Origin of the sequence: Caldimonas tepidiphila (assembly GCF_003569765.1) — a bacterium.
In the GTDB taxonomy this organism is placed as follows: domain Bacteria; phylum Pseudomonadota; class Gammaproteobacteria; order Burkholderiales; family Burkholderiaceae_C; genus Caldimonas; species Caldimonas tepidiphila.
In genome coordinates this window covers 24,738-50,655 of the sequence record NZ_QXMG01000022.1, presented here as the reverse complement: position 1 = coordinate 50,655, position 25,918 = coordinate 24,738, and the positions used below count along the sequence as shown (strand labels likewise).

General features: G+C 72.7%; 24 protein-coding genes. 12 read left to right on the top strand and 12 right to left on the bottom strand.

Going from position 1 to position 25,918, the window contains the following annotated elements:
* From D3A59_RS15055 to D3A59_RS15030, 6 genes are all read left to right on the top strand, one after another.
* Positions 1-1,476: an NADH-quinone oxidoreductase subunit M gene (locus D3A59_RS15055; RefSeq protein WP_119155764.1), complete on the top strand. Its 1,476-nt coding sequence runs from the start codon at positions 1-3 to the stop codon at positions 1,474-1,476.
* Positions 1,477-1,489: 13 nt separating this feature from the next.
* Entirely contained in the window at positions 1,490-2,971 is a 1,482-nt protein-coding gene (gene nuoN / locus D3A59_RS15050; RefSeq protein ID WP_119155763.1) for an NADH-quinone oxidoreductase subunit NuoN, read from the top strand.
* 7 nt (positions 2,972-2,978) lie between these two features.
* On the top strand, positions 2,979-3,281 hold the full coding sequence (locus tag D3A59_RS15045; protein WP_119155762.1) for a DUF2818 family protein: 303 nt from the start codon (positions 2,979-2,981) through the stop codon (positions 3,279-3,281).
* A gap of 43 nt (positions 3,282-3,324) precedes the next feature.
* Positions 3,325-3,927, top strand: a complete 603-nt coding sequence (locus tag D3A59_RS15040; RefSeq protein ID WP_119155761.1) for an NUDIX domain-containing protein — start codon at positions 3,325-3,327, stop codon at positions 3,925-3,927.
* 4 nt (positions 3,928-3,931) lie between these two features.
* On the top strand, positions 3,932-4,375 hold the full coding sequence (locus tag D3A59_RS15035; RefSeq protein ID WP_119155760.1) for a DUF1178 family protein: 444 nt from the start codon (positions 3,932-3,934) through the stop codon (positions 4,373-4,375).
* 117 nt (positions 4,376-4,492) lie between these two features.
* Positions 4,493-5,746 (top strand): carboxypeptidase-like regulatory domain-containing protein, encoded by a 1,254-nt coding sequence (locus D3A59_RS15030; protein ID WP_119155759.1) that lies wholly within the window; start codon positions 4,493-4,495, stop codon positions 5,744-5,746.
* A 34-nt stretch (positions 5,747-5,780) separates the two neighbouring features.
* Here D3A59_RS15030 and D3A59_RS15025 read toward each other — a convergent pair whose 3' ends face one another.
* Positions 5,781-7,187, bottom strand: coding sequence for an FAD-binding oxidoreductase (locus D3A59_RS15025; RefSeq protein WP_119155758.1), 1,407 nt, complete (start codon positions 7,185-7,187; stop codon positions 5,781-5,783).
* On the bottom strand, positions 7,184-7,567 hold the full coding sequence (locus tag D3A59_RS15020) for a DUF2069 domain-containing protein (RefSeq protein ID WP_419187259.1): 384 nt from the start codon (positions 7,565-7,567) through the stop codon (positions 7,184-7,186). Before D3A59_RS15020 ends, D3A59_RS15025 begins: the two co-directional genes overlap by 4 nt.
* A gap of 19 nt (positions 7,568-7,586) precedes the next feature.
* On the opposite strand from D3A59_RS15020, the gene D3A59_RS15015 reads away from it, so the two are divergent.
* Entirely contained in the window at positions 7,587-8,852 is a 1,266-nt protein-coding gene (locus D3A59_RS15015) for a YihY family inner membrane protein (RefSeq protein WP_119155756.1), read from the top strand.
* Between the two features lie 33 nt (positions 8,853-8,885).
* Here D3A59_RS15015 and D3A59_RS15010 read toward each other — a convergent pair whose 3' ends face one another.
* The 4 genes from D3A59_RS15010 to D3A59_RS14995 form a co-directional block, all read right to left on the bottom strand.
* Entirely contained in the window at positions 8,886-9,290 is a 405-nt protein-coding gene (locus D3A59_RS15010; protein ID WP_119155755.1) for a hypothetical protein, read from the bottom strand.
* A complete protein-coding gene (locus D3A59_RS15005; RefSeq protein ID WP_157991539.1) occupies positions 9,287-10,597 on the bottom strand; it encodes a phosphatase domain-containing putative toxin in 1,311 nt (436 codons plus the stop codon). Before D3A59_RS15005 ends, D3A59_RS15010 begins: the two co-directional genes overlap by 4 nt.
* A gap of 279 nt (positions 10,598-10,876) precedes the next feature.
* Positions 10,877-11,683 (bottom strand): alpha/beta fold hydrolase, encoded by an 807-nt coding sequence (locus D3A59_RS15000; protein ID WP_119155753.1) that lies wholly within the window; start codon positions 11,681-11,683, stop codon positions 10,877-10,879.
* A complete protein-coding gene (locus tag D3A59_RS14995) occupies positions 11,680-12,999 on the bottom strand; it encodes an O-acetylhomoserine aminocarboxypropyltransferase (RefSeq protein WP_119155752.1) in 1,320 nt (439 codons plus the stop codon). The genes D3A59_RS15000 and D3A59_RS14995 overlap by 4 nt, the downstream gene beginning before the upstream one ends.
* Before the next feature lie 111 nt (positions 13,000-13,110).
* Here D3A59_RS14995 and D3A59_RS14990 point away from each other — a divergent pair, with 111 nt between their 5' ends.
* The 3 genes from D3A59_RS14990 (at position 13,111) to D3A59_RS14980 (ending at position 16,003) form a co-directional block, all read left to right on the top strand.
* A complete protein-coding gene (locus D3A59_RS14990) occupies positions 13,111-13,578 on the top strand; it encodes a CBS domain-containing protein (protein WP_119155751.1) in 468 nt (155 codons plus the stop codon).
* A gap of 134 nt (positions 13,579-13,712) precedes the next feature.
* Positions 13,713-14,819, top strand: coding sequence for a chorismate synthase (gene aroC, locus D3A59_RS14985; RefSeq protein WP_119155750.1), 1,107 nt, complete (start codon positions 13,713-13,715; stop codon positions 14,817-14,819).
* Positions 14,762-16,003, top strand: coding sequence for an MFS transporter (locus D3A59_RS14980; protein WP_240636071.1), 1,242 nt, complete (start codon positions 14,762-14,764; stop codon positions 16,001-16,003). The genes aroC and D3A59_RS14980 overlap by 58 nt, the downstream gene beginning before the upstream one ends.
* Before the next feature lie 35 nt (positions 16,004-16,038).
* Here D3A59_RS14980 and alr read toward each other — a convergent pair whose 3' ends face one another.
* The 3 genes from alr to D3A59_RS14965 form a co-directional block, all read right to left on the bottom strand.
* Entirely contained in the window at positions 16,039-17,118 is a 1,080-nt protein-coding gene (alr, locus tag D3A59_RS14975) for an alanine racemase (protein WP_119155749.1), read from the bottom strand.
* Positions 17,115-18,488 carry a D-amino acid dehydrogenase gene (locus D3A59_RS14970; RefSeq protein WP_119155748.1) on the bottom strand — a complete coding sequence of 458 codons (1,374 nt, stop codon included), beginning with the start codon at positions 18,486-18,488 and terminating at the stop codon, positions 17,115-17,117. The genes alr and D3A59_RS14970 overlap by 4 nt, the downstream gene beginning before the upstream one ends.
* 162 nt (positions 18,489-18,650) lie before the next feature.
* Positions 18,651-20,039, bottom strand: coding sequence for an alanine/glycine:cation symporter family protein (locus tag D3A59_RS14965; RefSeq protein WP_119155747.1), 1,389 nt, complete (start codon positions 20,037-20,039; stop codon positions 18,651-18,653).
* A gap of 178 nt (positions 20,040-20,217) precedes the next feature.
* Between D3A59_RS14965 and D3A59_RS14960 the strand changes: the two genes are divergently transcribed.
* Complete coding sequence (locus D3A59_RS14960) at positions 20,218-20,682, top strand: winged helix-turn-helix transcriptional regulator (RefSeq protein ID WP_119155746.1); 465 nt, start codon at positions 20,218-20,220, stop codon at positions 20,680-20,682.
* A 102-nt stretch (positions 20,683-20,784) separates the two neighbouring features.
* A complete protein-coding gene (locus D3A59_RS14955; RefSeq protein WP_119155745.1) occupies positions 20,785-22,131 on the top strand; it encodes an erythromycin esterase family protein in 1,347 nt (448 codons plus the stop codon).
* A gap of 16 nt (positions 22,132-22,147) precedes the next feature.
* Here D3A59_RS14955 and D3A59_RS14950 read toward each other — a convergent pair whose 3' ends face one another.
* The 3 genes from D3A59_RS14950 to D3A59_RS14940 all read right to left on the bottom strand — a co-directional run bounded on the left by D3A59_RS14950 (position 22,148) and on the right by D3A59_RS14940 (position 25,888).
* On the bottom strand, positions 22,148-23,509 hold the full coding sequence (locus D3A59_RS14950) for a metallopeptidase TldD-related protein (protein ID WP_119155744.1): 1,362 nt from the start codon (positions 23,507-23,509) through the stop codon (positions 22,148-22,150).
* A complete protein-coding gene (locus D3A59_RS14945; RefSeq protein ID WP_119155743.1) occupies positions 23,510-24,967 on the bottom strand; it encodes a TldD/PmbA family protein in 1,458 nt (485 codons plus the stop codon).
* Between the two features lie 123 nt (positions 24,968-25,090).
* Positions 25,091-25,888 (bottom strand): ferritin-like domain-containing protein, encoded by a 798-nt coding sequence (locus D3A59_RS14940; protein ID WP_119155742.1) that lies wholly within the window; start codon positions 25,886-25,888, stop codon positions 25,091-25,093.
* Positions 25,889-25,918: the final 30 nt, after the last annotated feature.

Here is a 25,918-nt window from a genome sequence, read left to right as displayed (position 1 = left end):
ATGGGTCTCCTGAGTCTCGCCATCTGGCTGCCGGTCGCCTTCGGCGTCCTGCTGCTCGGCCTCGGCCGCGACAGCCAGGCCGGCATGGTGCGCTGGATCGCGCTCGTCGGCGCGATCCTGAGCTTCGCCGTCACGATCCCGCTCTACACCGGCTTCGACGCCGGCACCTCGGCGATGCAGTTCGTCGAGAGCCTGATGTGGATCGAGCGCTTCAACGTGCGCTACCACCTCGGCGTCGACGGCATCTCCGTCTGGTTCGTGCTGCTGACCGCGTTCATCACGATCATCGTCGTGATCGCGGGCTGGGAAGTCATCACCGAGCGCACCAACCAGTACATGGGCGCCTTCCTGATCCTCTCCGGCCTGATGGTCGGCGTGTTCAGCGCGCTCGACGGCCTGCTGTTCTACGTGTTCTTCGAGGCCACGCTGATCCCGATGTACATCATCATCGGCGTCTGGGGCGGTCCGCGCCGCGTGTATGCGGCCTTCAAGTTCTTCCTGTACACGCTGCTCGGCTCGCTGCTGATGCTGGTGGCGCTGATCTACCTGTACTACAAGTCCAACTACAGCTTCGACATCCTGACCTGGCACCGCCTGCCGCTGCCGCTGGATGCGCAGATGCTGCTGTTCGGCGCCTTCTTCATGGCCTTCGCCGTGAAGGTGCCGATGTGGCCGGTGCACACCTGGCTGCCCGACGCGCACGTCGAGGCGCCCACCGGCGGCTCGGTGGTGCTGGCGGCGATCATGCTGAAGCTCGGCGCCTACGGCTTCCTGCGCTTCTCGATGCCGATCGCGCCCGACGCGACCCGCGAGCTCGACTGGCTCGTGATCGGCCTGTCGCTGGTGGCGGTGGTCTACATCGGCCTCGTCGCGCTGGTGCAGCAGGACATGAAGAAGCTGGTGGCCTACTCGTCGGTCGCCCACATGGGCTTCGTGACGCTCGGCTTCTTCCTGTTCAACGAGCTCGGCGTCTCGGGCGCGATCGTGCAGATGATCTCGCACGGCTTCGTCTCGGGCGCGATGTTCCTGTGCATCGGGGTGCTCTACGACCGCATGCACTCGCGCCAGATCGGTGACTACGGCGGCGTCGTCAACACGATGCCCAAGTTCGCTGCCTTCGCGCTGCTGTTCTCGATGGCCAATGCCGGCCTGCCCGGCACCGCCGGCTTCGTCGGCGAGTGGATGGTCATCCTCGGCACCGTGCAGGTGAACTTCTGGCTCGGCGCGATCGCCGCGACCGCCCTGGTCTTCGGCGCCTCCTACACGCTGTGGATGTACAAGCGCGTCTACTTCGGCCCGGTGACCAACGACAACGTGCGCACGCTCACCGACATCAACGCCCGCGAGTTCCTGATGCTCGCGGTGCTGGCGGTGGCCGTGCTGTGGATGGGCGTCTATCCGAAACCCTTCACCGACGTGATGCACCACTCGGTGACCGACCTGCTCCGGCACGTCGCCGTCTCGAAACTGCAGTGAGGGCGCGACCGCTATGAACGACATGAACTGGATCGCGATCCAACCCCAGATCCTGCTGCTGGTGGCCGCCTGCGCCATCGCCATCATCGATCTCTTCTCGAAGGACCCGCGCCGCACGCTCACCTACGTGCTGACGATGCTGTCGCTCGCCGCGGTCGCGGCCTGGCAGTTCAGCCACTTCAGCTCCGGGCTGTCCGAGTTCGCGCTGCAGGGCATGGTGGTCGCCGACCCGATGGGCAGCCTGCTGGGCTTCTTCGCCACCGTCGCGGTGATGGTCACGCTGGTCTACGCGCGGCCCTATGCCGGCGAGCGCGAGATGCTCAAGGGCGAGCTGTTCACGCTGTCGATGCTGGCGCTGCTCGGCCTGCACATCATGATCGGCGGGAACAACTTCCTGATGATCTACCTGGGCCTCGAGCTCCAGGCGCTGGCGCTCTACGCGCTGGTGGCGCTGCGCCGCGACCACGCGCAGTCCACCGAGGCGGCGATGAAGTACTTCGTGCTGGGCGCGCTGGCCAGCGGCTTCCTGCTCTACGGCATGTCGATGATCTACGGCGCCACCGGCTCGCTCGAGCTCGGCGAGGTGTTCGCGGCGATCGGCACCGGCCAGATCAACCGGCAGGTGCTGGTGTTCGGCCTGGTGTTCGTGGTCGCGGGCCTGGCGTTCAAGCTCGGCGCGGTGCCCTTCCACATGTGGGTGCCCGACGTCTACCAGGGCGCCCCGACCGCCGTCACGCTGCTGATCGCAGGTGCCCCGGAGCTCGCCGCGTTCGCGATCGTCGTGCGCCTGCTCGTCGAGGGCATGCTCGGCCTCGCGGTCGACTGGCAGCAGATGCTGATCGTGCTGTCGGTGTCCTCGCTCGTGCTCGGCAACCTCGCCGCGATCGCCCAGACCAACCTCAAGCGCATGCTGGCCTACTCGACCATCGCGCAGATGGGCTTCATGCTGCTCGGCATGACCGCGGGCGTGGTCAACGGCAACACGCTGTCGGCCGCCAACGCCTACAGCTCGGCGATGTACTACATCGTCACCTACGTGCTGACGACGCTGGGCACCTTCGGCATCATCATGCTGCTGGCCCGCGCCGGCCACGAGGCCGAGGAGCTCGACGACCTCAAGGGCCTCGCGCGCCGCAGCCCCTGGTACGCCGCGGTGATGGCGATCTTCATGTTCTCGCTCGCCGGCCTGCCGCCGACGGTCGGCTTCTTCGCCAAGCTGAGCGTGCTGCAGGCGCTGCTGACGACCAACGTCGGCGGCTACACCTGGCTGGCGATCATCGCCGTGATGCTGTCGCTGATCGGCGCCTTCTACTACCTGCGCGTGGTGAAGGTGATGTACTTCGACGAGCCGACGGACACCGCGCCGATCCGCATGAACGGCGACGTGCGCGCCGTGCTGTCGGTCAACGGCCTCGCGGTGCTCGGCCTCGGCCTGCTGCCCGGCGGCCTGATGGCCTGGTGCGTGCAGGCGGTGCTGAAGTCGCTCGCGGTCTGATCGCGCCATGAGCCAGACGGCAGCCGTTTGGCTGGTGCTGCTGGTGGCCGCCGTCGCGGCCAACCTGCCTTTCGTCACCGAGCGGCTGCTGCTGGTCGGGCCCCGGCGCGAGCCCAAGGGCCTCGGCTGGCGCCTGCTCGAACTGCTGCTATTGTGCGCACTGGTGCTGCTGCTGGGCTTCGGCCTGGAGCGGCGCATCGGCCAGAACCACCCGCAGGGCTGGGAGTTCTACGCCGTGATGCTCTGCCTGTTCTTCACGCTGGCGTTCCCCGGGTTCGTCTGGCGCTACCTGCGGCGCCGGCGCGGCTAGCACATTGCCGCCTCCGCCCGGGGGCGTCCCTTACGGGAACGCAATGTCCTCCTCTCCCTCGCTCGACGAAACCTGCCTGGACTCCCAGGAGGTCTACCGCGGCCACTTCCTCGAGGTGCGCCGCGACACCGTGCGGCTGCCCGACGGCCAGACCGCGCACCGCGAGTACATCCGGCATCCCGGCGCGGTGATGATCGTGCCGCTGCTCGACGACGGGCGGCTGGTGCTCGAGCGCCAGTACCGCTATCCGATGGGCCGGGTGATGATCGAGTTTCCCGCGGGCAAGATCGACGCCGGCGAGCCGGGCTGGCAGTGCGCGGTGCGCGAACTGGCCGAGGAGACCGGCTACCGTGCGCGCGAGTGGGCGCAGGCCGGGGTGCTGCACAACGCGATCGCCTATTCCGACGAGGGCATCGAGATCTGGTTCGCACGCGGGCTGACGCTCGGCGAGCGCGCGCTCGACAACGGCGAGTTCGTCGAGGTCTTCGCCGCGACGCCCGAGGAGCTCGATGCCTGGGTGCGCGACGGCCGCGTCACCGACGTGAAGACCATGGTCGCGCTGATGTGGCTGCAGAACTGGCGCGCCGGGCGCTGGCCGCTGCAGTGGCGCGCGGACCCGGCCGATGCGGGGGCGAAAGGGGGGTGAAGCGATGAAGGTGCTCGACCTGCAGTGCCGCCAGGGGCACGGCTTCGAGGGCTGGTTCGGTTCGGAAGACGACTTCCAGACGCAGCTGCAGCGCGGGCTGCTCGAATGCCCGCTGTGCGGCGAGCGCGAGGTGGTGCGCCGCCCGAGCGCGCCGCGGCTGAACCTGTCGGGCGCGCGCGAGCCGCAGCCGCCGGCCGATCCGGCCGCAGCGGCGCCGGCCGACGCGCTGGCCGCGGCCTGGATGAAGGCGGTGCGCGAGGTGATGCGCAACACCGAGGACGTGGGCCAGCGCTTCGCCGAGGAGGCGCGGCGCATCCACCATGGCGAGGCCGAAGCGCGCGGCATCCGCGGCCAGACCACGCGCGACGAGGCCAAGGCGCTCGCCGACGAGGGCATCGAGGTGTTCTCGCTGCCGGTGCCGCCGGCGCTGAAGGAACCGTTGCAGTAGCGCGGGCGCCGGCGCGCGGCGTCTCCGCCAGGGCCGCTCGTGCTGCGCAGCGCGCGCAGGGCGAGCGGAGGGTGTCGAATCCGGACGACGGCCGGCGCGCGGCCGCGGAGGTGAGCGATGCGACTTCTCGGTCCGATCCTGCTCGCGATGGCCGCCGCGGCGCTCCCGGCCTGCGCGCCGGAGCCGGTGCGCGGCCGGCTCGTCGAGTACCGCAGTGGCGAGCCGGTCCCGGAGGCCACCGTCACGATCACCCAGCGCGGCTGGGGCTGGAGCGAGGGGCAGCTGGTCTGGGACCGCAGCTATCGCGCCAGAACCCGCACTGGAGCGGAGGGTCGCTTCGAGCTGCCGCTGCCGGCGCCTGGCCTGGCGGGCTCGGGCGCAACGCTCGAGGTCGAGCGCGAGGGCTTCCAGCGCCTGACCGAGGTGCCGGCGCATGCCGGCGCGGAGCTGCTGCTGCAGACGCTGCCGGTGCCGGCGGCGAGCGTGCCGGGCGGCCACGCGATGCTCGGCACGCTCGCCGACGGCCGGATGTTCGGCTGGAGCTTCGTCGAGAACCGGCCGGTCGCCGACCCGGCGCAGGCCGACCTGTTCCCGCTGCGGATCGGACGGGACGCGCCGCAGCTGGAGCTGTCCGCACCCGCGGGAGGCGGCCTGCAGTTCCTGTCGCAGGCGGCGCAGCGCATCGCCAGTCCCTCGTACGGCCATCTGCTGCGCTATGCCGAGCAGGCCCCGGCCGACGGCTACGCGGCGCGCCTGCGGCTCGATGCCGGAACGCCCGGCACGATCTTCGTGCGCACGCGTGACGCGCGCCATGCCAAGCTGGCCTTCGATCCGTCCGGGTTCGCGAGCGTCGCGGGGCGGGTGGACGGGCTCGATGCGCCGGTGGCGCACGCGCTGCTGCTGCCCTTCGCCTACAACCCGCGGCCCGGACGGGCGCTGCCCTTCGACCCGGCGGCCCACCCGCCGGCGCCGGATCCCGCGCATGCCGCGGCCGCGGCGGAGCTGCCGCCCGAGGGGCGGCAGGCGCCCGTCGCGCGCAGCTTCGAGCTGACGGTGCGCGATGCCGGCGGCGATCTGGTCGAGCGCGTCGCGCTGCGGCTCGAGCCCGGCGTGCCGCGCGACCTCGCCTGCCCGCAGGGGCGCTTCCAGTACCGTGGCGTCGTGCTCGTCTACGGCGACGACGGGCTCGCGCGCGTGCGCCTGAGCGTGCACGGGCCGGGCTTCGCCTTCCATGGCGGCGAGCGGCTGGTGAGCCGGCGCAAGCCGGCGCTGATGCGCTTCCAGGAGTACCGCGGCGCGCCCCAGGGGGCGCTCGAGTACGAGCTGCAGGTGGCCCCGGTCGACGAGGCGACGGCCGCGGCGGGCTGCTGAAGCGGGACGATCGCGCGCGGCGACCGGTTCAGGTTCAGACCATGCGGCCCGGGTTCATCAGCCCGGCCGGATCGAGCGCCTGCTTGATCGAGCGCATCAGCCCGAGCGCCACCGGCGACTTGCGCTGCGCGAGCTCCTCGCGCTTGAGCTGGCCGATGCCGTGCTCGGCCGAGATCGAGCCGGCATAGCGCTGCACCGCGTCGTAGACCACCTCGTTGATCGGCGCCTCCTGCGTGGCGAGGAAGTCGGCCGCCGCCTGGCCCTCGGGCGCCTGCACGTTGTAGTGCAGGTTGCCGTCGCCGAGGTGGCCGAAGTCGATCAGCCGCACGCCGGGGAAGCGCCGCTGCAGCTCGGCGTCGGTCTCGGCCACGAAGGCGGGGATGCGCGAGACCGGCAGCGCGATGTCGTGCTTGATGTTGAGGCCTTCCTCGGCCTGCGCGAGCGGGATCGACTCGCGCAGGTGCCACAGCGCGCGCGACTGCTCGATGCTCTCGGCCACCGCCGCGTCGGCGATCGTGCCGGCCTCCAGCGCCGCCTCGAGCAGCGATTCGAAGCCGGCGCGCGCATGCTCGGCCGACTCGGTGTCCGACAGCTCGAGCAGCGCCATCCACGGCGAGGGCGCGAGCGGCTGCGGCAGCTGCGGGAAGTGCCGGCGCACCAGCGCGAGCGAGGCCTCGTTCATCACCTCGAAGCCGGTGAGGCCCGCCCCGAGCCGGGCCTGCGCCATCTGCAGCAGCGCCACCGCCGCCTCGAGCGAGTCGAGCGCCGCCAGCGCCGTCATCGAGGCCGCCGGCAGCGGGTGGAGCTTCAGCGTCGCCGCGGTGATGATGCCGAGCGTGCCCTCGCTGCCGATGAACAGGTCGCGCAGGTCGTAGCCGGTGTTGTCCTTGCGCAGCCCGCTCAGGCCCTCCCAGACCTCGCCCGCGGCGGTGACCACCTCGAGGCCGAGGCACAGCTCGCGCGCGTTGCCGTAGCGCAGCACCTGCGTGCCCCCGGCGTTGGTGGCGAGGTTGCCGCCGATCGTGCAGCTGCCCTCGGCGGCGAGGCTGAGCGGGAACAGCAGCCCGGCCGCCTTGGCCTGCTGCTGCAGCGCCTGCAGCACGCAGCCGGCCTCGACCGTCATCGTCAGGTTCGCGGCGTCGATCTCGCGCACGCGGTTCATGCGCTGCAGGCTCAGCAGCACCTGGCGGCCCGACGTGTCCGGGGTCGCACCGCCCACCAGTCCGGTGTTGCCGCCCTGCGGCACGAGGCTCGCGCCGTGACGCGCGCACGCGCGCACTACCGCGGCCACCTCCTGCGAGTTCGCGGGGCGCACCACCGCGAGCGCGCGGCCGCGGAAGCGCTTGCGCCAGTCGAGCTCGTAGGCGGAGAGGTCGCCCTCGGTCAGCACCTGCGCGTCGCCGACGGCGGCACGCAACTCGTTCAGCAGCTCGGGATTCATTGCACGGTCTCCGTTCGGGGGGCGGCGGCGTTGCGCAGGCGCCAGCGCACGTGCAGCCCGCAGGCGGCGAACAGCACCAGGCACAGCAGCACCTCGATCGCCGCGAACACGGCGCCGGGGGCCGGCTCGCTCGTGGCGCGAACCATGCCCTCGGTGAAGTAGAGCCAGACCAGCAGGCTGACCCAGCGGTAGGTGTACATGCGCTGCTTGATCAGCCCGGCGAGCGGCAGCGCCAGCGGCAGCACCTTCAATGCCAGCCAGGAGCCGCCGGGCCGCAGCGGCGCCAGCCACAGCTCCCAGGCCAGCCCCAGCACGATCAGCCCGAGAACGCTGCCCACGGCGAGCACACGGGTCCACTGCACGGCGGTCCATCGATTCATCGATGGCATCATACCGGCCATGATCCCGACCCTCGGCCCGTCCCCGGCTCGGCGCGGCCGGCTCGCGCTGCTGCTGCACACGCTGCGGTCCTGGCCCTGGCGCGAGACGCTGCGCACGCTGCAGCAGCGCGTGCGCGAGGACCGGCTCGGGCTGAGCGCGAGCAGCCTGACCTTCACGACGCTGATCGCGCTGGTGCCGCTGTTCACCGTGACGCTGGCGGTGTTCACCGCCTTCCCGATCTTCTCCAGCTTCCAGCTCGCGCTCGAGCGCTACTTCGTGCAGAGCCTGGTGCCGGACGCGATCGCGCAGCCGGTGCTGCGCTACCTGACGCAGTTCGCCGCGAAGGCCAACCGGCTCGGGGTGGTCGGCCTCGTCGCGCTGCTCGCGTCGGCGCTGGCGCTGATGCTGACGATCGACCGCACGCTCAACGCGATCTGGCGCGTGCGCAAGCCGCGGCCGCTGGCGCAGCGGTTGCTGGTGTACTGGGCGGCGCTCACGCTCGGGCCGCTGCTGCTCGGCATGAGTCTGACCCTCACGTCGCGCGTGCTCGGCCCGCAGGGCGTGGCCGCCTACCTGCCCGGCAGCCTCGCGATGCTGCTCAACGCGCTGGAGTTCCTGCTCCTCGCGCTGGCCTTCGCCGCGCTGTTTCGCTGCGTGCCCAACACCGACGTGCGCTGGACGCACGCGCTGGCCGGCGGCGTGTTCGTCTCGGTCGGCCTGGAGGCCGCCAAGCGGTTGCTCGCCTGGTACCTGGGCCAGGTGCCGACCTACTCGGCGATCTACGGCGCCTTCGCGACGGTGCCGATCTTCCTGATCTGGATCCATGCCAGCTGGCTGATCGTGTTGCTCGGCGCGGTGCTGGCGGCCCATGCACCGAGCCTGCAGATGGGCGTGGTGCGCGGGCCTGCCGTCGCGGGGCAGCGCTTCCACATCGCGCTGGCGCTGCTGCGCGAGCTGCACGCGGCGCAGCAGGGCGAGGCGCGCGGCCTCGACGCGCTCGAGCTCGCGGCGCGGCTGCGCACCGACCCGCTGCTGATCGAGCCGGTGCTCGAGGCGCTGGAGGCGATGGACTGGGTGGGGCGGCTCGACGAGGCGGGCGGCGCGCGCCATGTGCTGCTGGTGGACCTGCAGCGGCAGGCGGCCGCGCCGCTGGTGGCCCGGCTGCTGATCGCTCCCGAGCCGCCGGTGCCGGCGCTGTGGCGGCCGGGCGAGCTGCAGTGCCTGAGCGCCGCGGACCTGCTCGGGGAGACCGTCGCCGTCCCGCCGCTGTCCCGGGCGGCCTGAACCGGGGCGCGATCGGGGACGGGTGGGTCCGGCTCAGAGCGAGGCTTCGATCGCCGGCAGCGCGCGCCTCGCCCGGGTCAGCGCCAGGTCGAGGTTGGCGGAGCGGCGGCAGACGAAGGCCAGCACATATTCCGGGTGAGCGCGGCTGCGCAGCAGCAGGTGCATCAGGCGCTCGCTGTGCAGGATGATTTCCTGGAAGTGGCGCCGGCCGCCCGAGGCGTCGCCGCGAGCGCGGCGGAACAGCGCCTCGATCGCCGTGACGTTCGGCCCGTTGAACAGCTCGGCGGTGGCCGGGCCGAGCAGCTCGATCACCGGCCGCGGATGCGACTCCAGCGTCTCGATCGCCGTCAGCACGCCGGCGGCGACGTCGATGCAGGCAGCGGCCAGGCACTCGGGGATGCCCCCGGCAGAGTCGCGCAGCGCGTCGCTCAGATTCATCGCGATCCTCCTCTTCCTTCTCGGTCCTGCGGCAACGCGGCCCCGAAGGCGGACAGGAAGCGCTCCTGCACGGCCTTGCCCGCGAAGCCGGGATCGGCGCCGCGCAGGCGTGCCAGCGCGGCCTCGGCCGGAATGCGCTCCGAGTGCATCAGCCAAGCGGCCAGCACCGTCCCGGTGCGATCCGCGCCGTCGCCGCAATGCACCGCGAGCACCTCGCCCTGGTCCAGCAGGGCCTGCATGCGGATCAGCAGCATCCGCATCTGCGCGGTGCTCGGCGCCTCGCCCTCGCGCACCGCCAGGTGCAGGTTCGCCAGCCCGTGCCGCGCGAGCACCCGCAGCGGGATGTCCTTCTCGCAGAGCGTGACGAGGCGGTTCACGCCGGCGCGCGCGAGCGCGGCGAGCGCGGTGTCGATCTGCGGATCGGTGCTCGCCAGCGCCGTGCCGGCCAGCCGCCCGGACAGCAGCCAGGCGAGTCGGCCGGGCGCGGGCGCAGCGGCGCAGCGCGCGGGGCTCGCGGGAGCGAAGGCGCCCGCCCGCGAGGGCGGCGCGGCGTCATCCGCGGTCTCTCCGCCGGGCGCTTGCCCGCAGGACTCGCCAATGCCGATGCGGCCGCCGGCAAGCACCAGTTCCTGCGTGCCGAGGCGCTCGGCATGCCGCCCGTTCTCCAGCACCGCCAGCACGCTGCTGCGCTGCGCGGCGGCGCGGATCAGCGCGAGGACGAAGTCCGCGTCGCCGCCGGACAGGCCAGCGGTCGGCTCGTCCAGCAGCAGCAGCGGCGCGCCGCGCAGCACGCTGATCAGGATCGGCAGCGCCCGCAGCAGCCTCGGCGGCAGCTCGATGCCGCGGCGGCCCAGCCAGGGTTCGAGCTCCGCGGCGCCGAGGGCGCGCAGTTCCGCCTCGACGAGTTCCCGGCCCGGCCGGCCCGGGCGTTGAGGGCGGACGCGTAGCGCCTGCTTCAGTGCGACAAGCACCGGCATCTGCAGCAGGCGCGCGTCCAGCCGTGCGAGCCAGGGATCGGGCCTGCGGCCGAGCGGCTCGCCGAGGTAGCTCGCCTCGCCCCAGCAGCGGAAGCGGGCGTTGAGCCGGCTGTGGCCGGCCAGGGTGTGCAGCAGCGTCGACTTGCCGGAGCCGGACGCGCCGCCCAGGATCGTGATGCTCCCCGAGGCGAGGTCGCAGTCCAGCGACGAGAACACCGTCCGGGAGCCGAAGGCCACGCCGAAGCCGCGGCAGCGGAGCACCGTCGCCGCGGCCTCGCGCCGGGAAGGACGGCGCGGCGCGGGAAGGTGTCCGACAGAACCTGCTTGCATGGGCGCTCCTGAATCTTTTTCTTCGTCCCGGGAATGCGGCAGCCTCGCTCCCCGAACGAGGGGGCGCGTCTGGCGTGCTGGCAAGGGGGAGCGGGGCGTGGGGGGACGGCTTCGCCCGCGAAGGCGCCAATCTACTCCAATTCCCGCCCAGGGTTCTCCCGAAGTGATGCCGGGACCCCACTCGGGAACGCGAAGGCGGGGAAATCCGCGGAAACATTGATCCACATCAGAAAAGCGGATGTCCCGGGCGCCGGCGGCGCGCCCGGAGTTCGAGGTGGGTCAAAGCGCGGCGCGCAGGGCGTCCAGTAGGACGTCGGGCGCCTCGCCCATCAGGTCGTGACCCGCCGGCAGCAGCCGCACGGGCGCCTTCAGCGCGCCGGCGAGCTGCTGCGCCGCGCGCGGCGGCGTCATCACGTCGCGCTCGCCGAGGATCAGTTCGGCCGGGCAGCGCAGCGCCGCCGCCGCGGCCTCGGCGCCGGCATAGCGGTCGCAGACGCCGAAGTCGTTGTGGAACAGGTTGCCGCCCTCGCGCTCGGCGTGCAGCGACTGCAGGCGGCGCATCAGCGCGAGGCTGCCGCCGTGCAGCCAGGCGCCCGGGCCCGGCGCCGAGGGCTTGGGCGCGAGCGTCGAATGCGAGAAGGCGGTGACCTGGCGCATCGCCTGCTCCGGGGCCTGCAGCGCGGTGTCGAGCAGCGCGGGCGAGACCTTCATTGGCCAGGCGGTGCCGACCATCACCAGCTTGCGCGCGCGCTCGCCGAGCCGCGCGGCGGCCTCGAGCGCGATCAGCGATCCCATGCTGTGGCCGGCGAGCGCGGCCGATTCGACGCCGGCCGCGTCGAGGAAATCCACCACCCAGGCGGCGAGCGCCTCGACGCTGCCGAGGGCCGGCCCGAGGCTGCGCCCGTGCCCGGGCAGGTCGAGCGCGAGCACCGCGCGGCCGTGGTGCGCGAGGTAGCGGCTCTGCAGCGCCCAGACGCTGTGGTCGTTGATCGCGCCGTGGATCAGCACGACGCAGGGCAGGGCGGGGTCGAAGGGCAGGCCGCCGGTGTAGGCGTAGGCGGCGTGGCCGTGCAGTTCGAGCTTCATTTCGCGGCTCCCAGCTTCTCGGCCGCCTTCAGCGCGCGGTCCAGGTCCTCGATCAGGTCGTCAGCGTCCTCCAGCCCGATCGACAGCCGGATCGTGCCCTCGCCGATGCCGGCCTGCGCGAGTGCCGCGGCGTCCATGCGCGAGTGCGTGGTGGACGCGGGGTGGATCACCAGCGAGCGGCAGTCGCCGACGTTGGCGAGGTGCGAGAACAGCTTCAGCGACTCGATGAAGCGCCGGCCCTGCTCGCGGCTGCCGCGGATCTCGAAGCTGAACACGGCGCCGGCGCCGCGCGGCATCAGCCGCTGCGCGAGCTCGTGGTCGCGGTGCGTCCCGAGGCCGGGGTGGCCGACCTGCGCCACCATCGGGTGCGCAGCGAGGTGGCGCGCGACCTTCAGCGCGTTGCCGACATGGCGCTCCATGCGCAGCGGCAGCGTCTCGATGCCCTGCAGCAGCAGCCAGGCGCTGTGCGGGCTGAGGCAGGCGCCGAAGTCGCGCAGGCCCTCGCGCCGCGCACGCAGCAGGAAGGCCCCCACCGTGCTCTCCTCGGTGAACACCATGTCGCGAAAGCCCGCGTAGGGCTCGCACAGCTCGGCGAAGCGGCCGTCGCGCGCGTGCGCCGCCTCCCAGTCGAAGCGGCCGCCGTCCACCAGCAGCCCGCCGATCACGGTGCCGTGGCCGCCGAGGAACTTGGTCGCCGAGTGCAACACGAGGTCGGCGCCGTGCTCGAAGGGGCGCAGCAGCCAGGGCGTCGCGAGCGTCGCGTCGACCAACAGCGGCACGCCGGCCTCGTGCGCGAGCGCGCCCACCGCCGGGATGTCGAGCACGTCCATGCCGGGGTTGCCCAGCGCCTCGCCGAAGAAGAGCCGGGTGTTCGGCCGCACCGCGGCGCGCCAGGCCGCGAGGTCGCCGGGCGCGACGAAACTGGTCTCGATGCCGAAGCGCGGCAGCGTGTAGTGCAGCAGGTTGTGCGAGCCGCCGTAGAGCGCGCTGCTGGCGACGATGTGCGAGCCCGCGCCCATCAGCGTCGCGATCGCGAGGTGCAGCGCCGCTTGGCCGCTCGCGGTGGCGATCGCGCCGATGCCGCCCTCGAGCGCCGCGATGCGCTCCTCGAGCACCGCGGTGGTCGGGTTCGAGATGCGCGAGTAGACGTGGCCGGCGCGCTCCATGTTGAACAGCGCCGCCGCGTGGTCGCTGTCGCGGAACACGAAGGAGGTGCTGAGGTGGATCGGCAGCGCGCGCGCGCCGGTGCCCGGAGCCGGGGCGGCGCCGGCGTGCAGCGCGAGGGTGTCGAAGCCGGGGTCGGTCGGTCCGGGCATGTGCGAATCTCCAGTGTTTCTCCCACGCACGTTGTGGGCTATATTGACAGTCAACTTTTACCGATTCGAGCGAGTTCGTGCTGCTCGTTTTCCCTCTGGAGACAAAGCCAAATGAAAGTCAGCGACATCCTGCGAGTCAAGGGCAACGCGCTGTTCACCGTGTCGCCCGGGCAGCCGCTCGCCGATGCGCTCAAGGCCATGGCCGAGCACGACATCGGCTCGCTGGTCGTGATGTCGCACGGCGACCTCGTCGGCATGCTCACCTTCCGCGAGGTGATCAAGGCGGTCGTGCGCAACAACGGCCAGGTCGGCTCGATGGTGGTGCAGACGGTGATGGACGACCATCCGCTGACCTGCACGCCCGACACCGAGATCGACGAGGTGCGCCGCATGATGCTCGGCCGCCACGCCCGCTACATGCCGGTGCTGAGCCAGCGCACGCTGATGGGCGTGATCTCGTTCTACGACGTCGCCAAGGCGGTGGTGGACGGCCAGGACTTCGAGAACCGCATGCTCAAGGCCTACATCCGCGACTGGCCGGTCCAGGAAGGCTCCGCCGAGGCCGAGCCGAAGCTGTGAGCCGCCACGCCCCCGCGCGCGAGCCCGCCCGCCGGCCCCGCGGCTAGAATCGAGCCTTACACCGAAGCCTTCGCGGCTTCGTCGAAGCCGCCCCGGCCTCCCGCGGCGGCTTTTTCCATTCAGCGAGAAAAACCATGTCCGGCAGCTCCTTCGGCACCCTGTTTCGCGTCATGAACTTCGGCGAGTCGCACGGCCCGGCCATCGGCTGCGTGATCGACGGCTGCCCGCCGGGGATGAGCCTGTCCGAGGCCGACATCCAGCCCGAGCTCGACCGCCGCCGCCCCGGCACCTCGCGCCACGTCACGCAGCGCAACGAGCCCGACGCGGTCGAGATCCTCTCGGGCGTCTACGAGGGCAAGACCACCGGCACGCCGATCGCGCTCGTGATCCGCAACACCGACCAGCGCAGCAAGGACTACGGCAACATCGCGCAGACCTTCCGCCCCGGCCACGCGGACTACACCTACTGGCACAAGTACGGCATCCGCGACCCGCGCGGCGGCGGGCGCTCGTCGGCGCGCATGACCGCGCCGATGGTCGGCGCCGGTGCCGTGGCGAAGAAGTGGCTGCGCGAGCAGTTCGGCGTCGAGATCCGCGGCTGCATGACCGCGATCGGCGAGATCGAGATCCCCGTCGAGGACTGGAGCCAGGTCGGACAGAACCCCTTCTTCGCCGCCACCGCGGCAAAGACCGCGGAGCTCGAGGCCTACATGGACGCGCTGCGCAAGGCGGGCGACTCGGTCGGCGCGCGGCTCTACGTTGAGGCCAAGGGCGTGCCGGTCGGCTGGGGCGCGCCACTGTTCGACAAGCTCGACGCCGACATCGCCTTTGCCATGATGGGCATCAACGCGGTCAAGGGCGTCGAGATCGGCGCGGGCTTCGACAGCGTGCGCCAGAAGGGCAGCGAGCACGGCGACGAGCTCACGCCCGAGGGTTTCAGAAGCAACCACGCCGGCGGCGTGCTCGGCGGCATCTCGACCGGGCAGGACATCATCGTCTCGCTCGCGATCAAGCCGACGAGCTCGATCCGCACGCCGCGCCAGTCGATCGACCTCGCGGGCGAGCCGGCCACCGTCGAGACCTTCGGCCGCCACGATCCTTGCGTCGGCATCCGCGCCACCCCGATCGCCGAGGCGATGCTCGCGCTCGTGCTGATCGAGCACGCGCTGCGCCAGCGCGCGCAGTGCGGCGACGTGCAGGTGGCGACGCCGGCGATCGCCGCGCGCACGAGCGGCGCCTGAGCCGCGTGTCCGACGCGGTGCTGCAGCGGCGCGCGCTGCTGGCGAGCGCCGCGCTGTCGGCCGCCTGCTTCGCGGTGATCGGGGTCTTCAACCCCTACGCGCCGCTGTGGTTCAAGTCGCTCGGGCTCGGCGCCTTCGAGCTCGGCCTGATGGCCTCGCTGCCCTCGTGGACGCGGGTGGCCGCGCCCTACGTCTGGGGCGTGCTCGCCGACCGCAGCGGCGAGCGCGTCGCGCTGATCCGGCTCGCCGCGGTGCTGACCGCCTGCACCGCCACCGCCTACCTGCTGCCGCTGTCCACGCCCGCGCTCGCGGCGGTGACGCTGGCGCTGTTCTCCTTCAACGCGGCCATCGTGCCGCTGACCGAGACCGTGGTCGCGCAGGCGAGCAGCACCGCCGGCGGCATGGACGCCGGACGCTACGGCCGGGTGCGCGTCTGGGGCTCGGTCGGCTTCCTCGTCTCGGTGCTGCTGTTCGGCATGGTGCTGGAGGCGCAGGGCATGGCGCTGTTCCCGGTGCTGCTGCTCGCGCTGCTCGCGACGCAGGCGGCGATCGCCTTCGCGCTGCCTCGCCAGCCGGAGACGCACGCCACCGACGAGCCGGCGCCGCAGCTCGCCCCGGTGCTGCTCGAGCCGCGCGTGCGCTGGTTCTTCGCCGGCGCCTTCTTCATGGTGCTGGCGCACATCGCGCTCTACGTCTTCTTCTCGCTCTACCTCGACGCGCTCGGCCACTCCAAGCGCGTGATCGGCGTGCTGTGGGGCGTGTCGGTCGCGATCGAGATCGTCTGGTTCTGGTTCCAGGGGCGCTGGCTGTCGCCGCAGCGCGTGCACGGCTGGCTGGTCGCCGCGGGGCTGGTCGCCGCGCTGCGCTTCGGCGCCACCGCCGCCCTCGGCACGGAGTTCTGGGTGCTGCTGCTCGCGCAGGCGGCGCACGCGATCACCTTCGCGGCGCAGCACACCGCCTGCGTCGCGCTCGTGAGCCGCTACTTCCCCGGCCGGCTTAGGAGCCGCGGGCAGGCGCTGTACTCGATGGGCGCCTATGGGCTGTCGGGGGTGGTCGGCGGCGTGCTCGGCGCGGCGCTGGCGAGCGAGCTCGGCTACGCCGCGGTGTTCTGGGCCGCGGCGGTCAGCGGCCTGCTGTCCGCGGCCTGCCACTGGCGTGCCGGGCGCTGCGACCCCGGGCACTGAAGGCCGCCAGCGCGCGGCCCGAGACGCGCGGCGGTTCAGGCCGGCGCCGCCTCCGCGTACCGCCGCGGCACGCGCTTGACGTTGCACAGCAGCTCGTAGGCGATCGTCCCGGCGCGGCGCGCCACCTCGTTGACGTCCACCTGCGGCCCCCACAGCTCGACGCGGCTGCCGATCCCGGCATCGGGCAGCCCTGTCAGGTCGACCGTCATCATGTCCATCGACACCCGGCCGAGCGTGCGGGTGAGCCGGCCGTCCACCGCCACCGGGGTGCCGGTCGCGGCGGCGCGCGGGTAGCCGTCGGCGTAGCCGATCGCCACCAGCCCGACGCGCGTCGGCGCGGAGGCGACGAAGAGCCCGCCGTAGCCCAGCGCCTCGCCGGGCGCGAGCCAGCGCTCGGCGAAGACGCGGCTCTGCAGCGTCATCACCGGGCGCAGGCCGTGGCCGCCGCCGGGGATCGGGTCCGCGCCGTAGAGCGCGATGCCGGCCCGCGCCCAGTCGCGCCGCGCCTGCGGCCACGCGAGCAGGCCGGCGGAGTTGCAGAGGCTGCGCTCGCCGGCAAGGCCCGCGGTGGCCTCCTCGAACACCTGCAGCTGCCGCGGCGTCGCGTCGCAGTCCGGCTCGTCGGCCCGCGCGAAATGGCTCATCAGCGTCAGCGAGGCGACGGCGCCGCAGGCCCGCAGCCGGGCATGCGCCGCGCGGACCTGCTCCGGCGCGAAGCCGGCGCGGTGCATGCCGCTGTCCATCTTGAGCCAGACCGCGAGCGAGGCCGGCGGCAGCGCGGCCGACTCGATCAGGCGCAGCTGCGCCTCGTGGTGCACGACGATCCACAGGCCCTGCGCGGCGGCGGCGTCGAGCTCGGCCGCGTCGAAGACGCCCTCGAGCAGCAGCAGCGGCGCGCGCACGCCGGCCGCGCGCAGCGCCAGCGCCTCGTCGAGGAAGGCCACCGCGAAGCCGTCGCAGCGCTCCTGCAGCGCGCGGGCGCAGGCCGCGGCGCCGTGGCCGTAGGCGTCGGCCTTCAGGACCGCGAGCAGCCGGCCGCCGTGGCGCTCGCGCAGCAGCGCGGCGTTGTGCCGCAGCGCGTCCAGGTCGATCCGGGCCTCGGACGGACGGGTCATGCCGCGGCCCCGTGGGCCGCCGGGGTGCGCCCGCGCGGCGCGCGCGCTGCAGCGCCCAGGTAGCGCTCGACCGACAGGCCGTCGGTGCGGATCTCGGGGCGCCGGCCCGTCACCAGGTCGGCCAGCAGCCGGCCCGAGCCGCAGGCCATGGTCCAGCCCAGCGTGCCGTGGCCGGTGTTCAGGAACAGGTTGTCCCAGGGCGTGGCGCCGACGATCGGCGTGCCGTCGGGCGTCATCGGCCGCAGGCCCGTCCAGAATTCGGCGCGCGGCAGGTCGCCGCCGGGGAAGAGGTCGCCGACCACCATCTCGAGCGTCTCGCGCCGGCGCGGGTTCAGCCGCAGGTCGAACCCGCCGAGCTCGGCCATGCCGCCGACGCGGATGCGCTCATCGAAGCGCGTGATCGCGATCTTGTAGGTCTCGTCAAGCACCGTGGACTGCGGCGCGAGGCCCGCGTCGAGCAGCGGCACCGTCAGCGAGTAGCCCTTGAGCGGGTAGACCGGCAGGTCCAGCCCGAGCGGCGCGAGCAGCTCGCGCGAGTAGCTGCCGAGTGCGAGCACGTAGCGGTCCGCGCGCAGCAGCTCGCCGCCCTCCAGCCTCACGCCGGCGATGCGCCCGCCCTGCAGCTCGAGCCGCTGCACCGCGGTGCCGAAGCGCAGCTCCACGCCCAGCCCGGGCAGCCGGGAGGCGAGCCCGGTGGTGAACAGGTGGCAGTCGCCGGTTTCGTCGTTGGGCAGCCGCAGGCCGCCGACGAGACGCTCGCGCGCATGCGCCAGGCCTGGCTCGACGCGGGCGAGCCCGTCGCGGTCGAGCAGCTCGTAGGGCACGCCGCACTCCTCGAGCACCGCGGTGTCGCGCGCGACCGCGTCGAGCTGCGCCTGGGTGCGGAAGACCTGCAGCGTGCCGCCGCTGCGCTGCTCGTACTGCAGCCCGGTCTCGGCGCGCAGCTCGCGCAGGCAGTCGCGGCTGTACTCGGCCACGCGCATCATGCGCTCCTTGTTGAGCGCGTAGCGGGCCGTGGTGCAGTTGCGCAGCATCGCCGCCATCCAGCGCAGCTGGAACAGGCTGCCGTCGGGCCGGATCGACAGCGGCGCGTGGCGCTGGAACAGCCATTTCATCGCCTTGAGCGGGATGCCGGGCGCGGCCCAGGGCGTCGAGTAGCCGGGCGAGACTTGGCCCGCGTTGGCGAAGCTCGTCTCCAGCGCGACGCCCGGCTGGCGCTCGACGAGCGTGACCTGCGCGCCGGCGCGGGCGAGGTAGTAGGCGGTGCTGACGCCGATCACGCCGCCGCCGAGGACAATGACTTTCATTGCATGTCTCCAGATATTCGGGAATGAACGAGAGTCTATGGAGTGATCGGCGGTAAAAACCACTGATTTCTGGCCGGTGCGCAGTGGGATTTTTTGCGCGTGGCGCGGGCGCGCCGGCCTGCGCCGTCGAAATCGCGGCCCGGCGTCGCGGCCTGGTGGCGCGACGCCGGGAAGCCCCCGGTCTACCGGCCGGGGACGGGGCCGGGGCGATGCGCCCGGACCGGCTCAGCGGCCGGGCGCGCGGGCCGGCGCCACCTGCGGCAGCGCGCCGTTCTCGCGCTCGAAGTACTCGCGCGTCGCCTGCACGATCACCGGGCTGAGCAGCAGCAGCGAGATCAGGTTGGGGATCGCCATCAGCGCGTTGAGCGTGTCGGCCACCAGCCACGCGAAGTCCAGGCTCAGCACCGCCCCCGGGAACACCGCCAGGGTCCAGACGATGCGGAAGGGCGTCCGGCTGGCGCTGCCGGCGAGGAACTCCCAGCACTTCTCGCCGTAGTAGGCCCAGCCGAGGATGGTCGTGAAGGCGAACAGCGCCAGGCACACCGCCAGCAGGTACTTGCCCACGCCCGGCATCGCCGCCTCGAAGGCCGAGGCGCTGAGCACCGCGCCGCTCGCGCCCGAGTCCCACACACCGCTGACGACGATCGCCAGCCCGGTCATCGTGCAGACGATGATCGTGTCGATGAAGGTGCCCATCATGCCGATCAGGCCCGACTGCACCGGGGCGCGCGTGGCGCCCGCGGCCTGCGCGATGCCGGCGGTCCCGAGGCCGGCCTCGTTGGAGAAGATGCCGCGCGCCACGCCCTTCTGCAGCGCCAGCAGCACCGAGGCGCCGAGGAAGCCGCCGGTGGCCGCCGCCGGGTTGAAGGCGTGGTGCAGGATCAGCGCGAGCGCGGCCGGGATGCGCTCGGCGAAGACCACCAGCACCACGGCCACGCAGGCCATGTAGCCGATGCACATCGCCGGCACCAGGTATTCGGCCACCGCGCCGATGCGCCGGATGCCGCCGAGGATCACCGCGCCGGTGAGCACCAGCAGCACCGCGCCGGTGACCCAGGTCTCGACGCCGAAGGCGTTGTGCACGGCGCCGGCGATGCCGTTGGCCTGCACCATGTTGCCGATGCCGAAGCCGGCGAGCCCGCCGAAGACGGCGAAGGCGGTGCCGAGCCAGTGCCAGCGCCGGCCCAGCCCGTTCCTGATCGCGTACATCGGGCCGCCGACGTGCTCGCCGCGGTCGTCGCGCTCGCGGTACTTCACCGCGAGCACGACCTCGCCGTACTTGGTCGCCATGCCGACCAGCGCCGTCACCCACATCCAGAACAGCGCGCCGGGCCCGCCCACCGCGATCGCGGTGGCGACGCCGGCGATGTTGCCGGTGCCCACCGTGGCCGACAGCGCCGTCATCAGCGCCGCGAAGGGCGAGATCTCGCCTTCGGCGCGCTCGGCGCGACGGCGGCTGCCCCAGATCAGCCGGAAGCCGTAGGCGATGCGGCGCAGCGGCATGAAGCCCAGCCGCAGCTGGAGGTAGAGGCCGGTGCCGAGGATCAGCACGATCATGGGGGTGCCCCAGACGAGGCCGTTGAACGCGCCGAGGAAGTCCTGCAAGGACTGCATGCTTGTCTCCTGTCGCTCTCGAGGAAAGGGCCGGCCTGCGGGTTTCACGCTCTTGTGGGGCCTGCCCGGTGAGGACGGCGAGTTTAGGAACCGGGTCGCAGCAAAAATCACTGAAGTTCCTTGGATACTCCCGCTTACTTGCGGAAAATCCCGGCTCCATCCCGACCGGCACAGTGAAATGCACGACCTCGACCGCATCGACCGCAAGATCCTGGACGTCCTGCAGCGCCAGGGGCGCATCTCGATGACCGAGCTGGCCGAGCGCATCGGCCTGTCGACCTCGCCCTGCACCGAGCGCGTGCGGCGCCTGGAGCGCGCCGGCGTCATCACCGGCTACCACGCGCGCATCGATCCGGCCACGCTCGGCCGCACGCTGCTGGTGTTCGTGGAGATCACGCTGTCGGCCAAGTCGGCCGACGTGTTCGCGAAGGTGCGCGACGAGCTGCGCAACATGCCGGCGGTGCTGGAGTGCCACCTCGTGTCGGGCAGCTTCGACTACCTCGTGAAGGCGCGGCTGCACCGCATGAGCGAGTACCGCGACCTGCTCGGCGACATCCTCAAGAAGATCCCGGTGCCGGCCCAGTCGCACAGCTACGTGGTGATGGAGGAGGTCAAGGAGGAGCTCTTCCTGCCGGTGGTCTGAGGCCCGCGGGCCCGCCGCACGGACCGGGGCGGCATCCCGGCGTGCCGACAGCGGCGGCGGGCACCCCGCTTGCACCTCGCACGCATCAGGAGGACTCCCGCCATGAGTGCCCGTACCGATGCGATCGAGGCCGTCCGCCGCGCCGCCCGCCCGTTGAGATCCGCCGCCGACCTCGGCTTCGTCGTCGAGGCGATCGGCGACGCCGAGACCATCCTGCTCGGCGAGGCCTCGCACGGCACGCGCGAGTTCTACCGGCTGCGCGCGCTGATCACGCAGCGCCTGATCGAGTCCGGCCGCTGCGACGCCATCGCGGTCGAGGCCGACTGGCCCGACGCGCTGCAGGTCAGCCGCCATGTGCAGCGCGGCCGGGGCGGTCCCGAGGCGCTGCAGTGCTTCGAGCGCTTCCCGCGCTGGATGTGGCGCAACCGCGAGGTCGAGCGCCTCGTGCAGTGGCTCGCCGCGCACAATGCCTCGCGCGGCGGCGAGGGGCGCGCGCCGGTCGGATTCTTCGGCATCGACCTCTACAGCCTGCGCGGCTCGATGGACGCGGTGCTGCGCTTCCTCGCGCAGGCCGACCCCGAGGGCGCCAAGCGCGCGCGCGAGCGCTACGCCTGCTTCGACCACCTCGCCGAGGACGCGCAGCGCTACGGCTACGCGGCCACCTTCGGCCTGCGGCCGAGCTGCGAGGAGCAGGCGGTGCAGCAGCTCACCGAGCTGCTCGGCCGCGCCGCCGAGCACTTCCGCCACGACGGCTCGGCCGACGACGACGAGCTGTTCTACGCGCAGCAGAACGCGCGCGTGGTGCGCAACGCCGAGGCCTACTACCGCGCGATGTTCCAGGGCCGCGTGTCGTCGTGGAACCTGCGCGACACGCACATGGCCGACACGCTGCTCGCGCTGCGCGAGCACCTGGGCGCGCGGCTCGGGCGCGCGCCGCGCATCGTCGTGTGGGCGCACAACTCGCACCTCGGCGACGCGCGCGCCACCGAGATGGGCGAGGGCGGCGAGATCAACGTCGGGCAGCTGGTGCGCGAGCGCCGCGCCGAGCTCGGCCGCTCCTACCTGCTCGGCTTCACGACGCACACCGGCAGCGTGACCGCCGCGCACGACTGGGACGAGCCGCCGCAGCACATGAAGGTGCGGCCCTCGCACCTCGACAGCCACGAGCGGCTGCTGCACGACGCCCTCGCGGCCGACTTCTGGCTGCCGCTCGACGGCCAGTCCGAGGTGCGCGACGCGCTGCACATGCAGCTGCTCGAGCGCGCGATCGGCGTGATCTACCGGCCGGACTCCGAGCGCGTCAGCCACTATTTCCACGCCGACCTGCCGCGCCAGTTCGACGCGCTGATCCACGTCGACGAGACGCACGCCGTCGCGCCGCTGGACCCGCCGTGCGACTGGCCGCACGAGGACGAGAAGGTGCCGGAGACCTACCCGTCGGGGCTGTGAGCGGCGGGGGTCGGCGCTACAGCACCAGCCGCAGCCCCTCGACCAGCAGGCCCGGCGTCGTGACCGAGGCGAGCAGGCGCTGGCCGTAGGTGTGCGGGTCGGGCTGCAGTCCGGGCTCGGCGCCGAGCTCGACCAGCCCCGGGCCGAACAGCCGCAGCAGCGAGTCGTCGAAGCGCATCACCGGCAGCGGCGCGACGAGCCGCCCGTCCTCGACCCGGAAGCAGGCGAAGCGCGTCATGCCGGTGACGCGGCCGTTCGGGCGGTCGCTGTAGTTCAGGTACCAGAGGTTGCTGATCCACAGGCCGGTGCCGAGCGCCTCGAGCGTGCGCGAGGCGGGCAGCGTCCCCGGCGCGAGCACCAGCGCCTGCGGCGTCTCCTCGTCGCAGGCGCCGTTGGCGGCCACGCCGTACTCGCGCGCCGAGCGCGGCGACGCGAGCGTGTCCGCGGCGCGGCCCGCCTCGACGAGGCGCACCTCGGCCGGCCGGGCGAAGCCGTCCTCGGTGAAGGCCGGCGTGCCGCCGCGCGCGGTGGCCTCGGTCAGCGAGACGCGCGGGTCGAGCGCCAGCTCGCCGCGCTCGAGCCGCGTCAGCGGCGAGACCCCGGTGCGCCGGTCCTTCAGCCCGAAGCCGCCCCAGCTCATCGCGCCGAGCAGCTCGCCGACGGCCGCCGGCTCGAGCCAGGCGCGGTAGGGGCCCGGCGCGAGCGGCCGCGCCGGCTGCGCCAGCAGCGGCAGCCGCACCGCGCCCTCGGCGACACGGCGCGCGAACTCGCCCTCGTCCCAGGCCGCGCCGGCGTAGGAGGACTTGACCGCCTTGTCACGCAGCGCCGCGTCGTGTGCGCCGCCCGGGTGGTAGAGGCACCAGTCGAAGTGGAAGCTCTCGACGCGGTGCCAGTTGCGCTGGCCGCGGCTGTCGGCGAAGGCGCGCACCACCGGCCCGCCGGCATGGAAGCCGACGAAGTCGTGCGCGGCGGCGGCGCGCTCCACCGCGTCGATCACCTGTGCGGCCGCGGGCAGTGCGCCGCGCGCCTCGTGCCGCGAGTCCTGCACCGTGTCGGGCAGCAGCAGCCAGGGGTCCTCGCGCACCTGCGGCAGCTCGGCGAGCAGCGCGTCGCGCTCGGCCAGCAGCCGCGCGCGGTCGGCCGCGGCGTCGCCGCCGAGCGTCAGGTTCGCGCGCAGCCGGCGCCGTCCCGCCACCAGCGACAGCGTCGCGATGCCCTGGCTCACCTGCGTCGCCTGCCGCACGCGCGCGCGGTTGAAGCGCAGGAAGGACGAGTCCTCGGCCGCGAGATGCAGCGTCACGCGCTCGCAGCCCGCCAGCGGCCGGCAGACCGCGTCGGCGAGCTCGCGGAAGTGGGTCTCCTCGGTCAGCGCGCTCATTCAGGCCTCCCCGCCGAACACGGCAACGTTGCGGAACAGGCAGGCCGGCGAGGCATGGCCGACGCGGATCACCTGCGAGGGCTCGCCCTTGCCGCAGAAGGGCGTGCCCATCACCTCGAGGGTGCTGGCGTCGCCGACCATCGCCAGCGAGCGCCAGAAGGTGGCGCTGATGCCGCGGTAGCCGGGCGTGCGCACCACCTCGGCGAGCCGGCCGTGGCGGATCACCTGCCCGTGCTCGCAGCCGAACTGGAACTTGTTGCGCGAGTCGTCGATGCTCCAGGAGCAGTTGGTGCGCATCAGCACGCCATGCTCGACCGCGGCGATCATCTCCTCGAGCGTGCTGTCGCCCGGCTCGACGTTGAGGTTGCCCATGCGGTCGATCGGCGCGCGGTTCCAGCCCGCGGCGCGCGCGGTCGCGACGCCCTGCAGGTCCGGGCGCTGTTCGCGGGCGCGCGCCAGCGACACCGCGCCGCCGAGCGGGCGCATCAGCACGCCGCGCTCGATCAGCATCTCGCGCGTGGCGGGCATGCCGTCGTCGTCGAAGGCGAAGCTCGCGAACTCCTCGGCGCGCGTCGGGTCGTGGCTGACGTTGAGCAGCTCGCTGCCCCAGCGGTAGTGGCCGAACATGTCGAGCGTGACGAAGCTCGTGCCGGCGAAGTTGCGCTCGTCGCCGAGGATGCGGTCGAGCTCGAGCGGGTGGCCGATGCTCTCGTGGATCTGCAGCATCATCTGGTCCGGCATCAAGAGCAGGTCCATCTCGCCGCTGGGGCAGGGCGGTGCGGCGACGAGCTCGAGCGCCTCGCGCGCGACGCGCGGCCCGTCCTCGCGGAAGCGCGCGCGCTCCAGCACCTCGAGCCCGCCCTGCTGGCAGAAGCCGTTGTACTGGCCGGCGGCGGAGCGCACCTGCGTGACGCCGCGCGCGTGCGCGGTGGCCTGCAGGTTGGGGATGATGAAGCTGAAGCGCTGCTCGATGCGGCTGCCGGCGCTGTCGACGAAGAGCTGCTCGGCCTGCACGCTCCACAGGCTGGCGCTGCGGTCGATGATGCGCGCGTCGACCGCCATCGACGCGCAGGCCTGCTGCAGCAGCTCGAGCCGCTCGGCCAGCGTGCTCGCGTCCAGCGGCCGCTGCACCGGGCTCGCGTGGCGGCCCTGCGCGGCGGGGCGCGGCAGCGCGCTGTAGTCGGTCACGCAGCGCCCGGCGCTCGCCTCCGCGAGCCGCCGCGCCTCGTCGAAGGCGGCGGCGAGGCCCGCCTCGTCGAGCCGGGGCGTGGCGGCATAGCCGATGCCGCCGCGGTGCACCACGGTGACCATCGCGCCGGCGTCGCGGCTCCTCAGCGGCGCCTCGGCGATGTCCTGGCGCACCTGCAGCTGCTCGGATTTCTCGTGCAGGCCGCGCACGGCCCAGTGGTCGACGGCCGGCGCGACCCGGCGCGCATGGGTTTCAAGCTGATCGAGCATGGCGGCGTGAAGGGGGCGGTCCGGTGCGCCTGCGGCGCCGGCCACTCGGAAGGAGGAGGGCGGACCAGTTTAGCGAGCGCCTCGCGGCCCCCGGCGCACCGGGGGCTTGGCGCGGGCGGCCGTTCAGCCGCCGCTGCCGAGCAGCCAGTCGAGCTCGGCCTCGCTGAAGCCCGCGGCGCGGCGGGCCGCGCTGTTGAACGGCGGCTTGAGCCGCGGCGCCTGGTGGCGCTCGACCAGCACGCGGTAGTGCGCCACCGGCTCGAACCCCTCGCGCTCGCACAGCCAGCGGTACCAGCGGTTGCCGATCGCCACATGTCCAATCTCGTCGCGCAGGATCACATCGAGGATCTCGACGGCGCGAGGGTCGCCCGCCTTCGCGAGCTTGGCCTGGATCAGCGGCGTCGCGTCGAGCCCGCGCGCCTCCAGCGTCCTCGGCACCAGCGCCATGCGCGCGACGATGTCGCCCTTGGTGCGCTCGGTCATCAGCCACAGCCCGTCGTGGGCGGGGAAGTCGCCGTAGTCGGCGCCGAGCGTGCGCAGGTGCTCGCACAGCAGCGTGAAGTGCAGCGCCTCCTCGGCGGCGACCTGCAGCCAGTCGCGGTAGAACTCGTCGGGCATGCCGGCGAAGCGCCAGGCGGCGTCGAGCGCGAGGTTGATGGCGTTGAACTCGATGTGCGCGATCGCGTGCAGCAGCGCGGCGCGGCCCTCGCGCGTGAACGGCGAGCGCCGCGGCACGTCCGAGGGCGGCACGAGCGGCGGCCGCGCCGGGCGTCCCGGCAGCACGGCGGGCTCGTCGATTGCCGCATCGGCGTCAAAGCCGCTGCCCGGCCGCAGGGCCTCGAAGAGCGCGCGCGCCGCCCCCGCCTTCTCCATGGGGTCGGCAAGGAGCAGGATCTCGAGGGCGCGGTGACGGGGCTTCATCCGTAAAATTATCCCCTTTCGCCCAAGAAT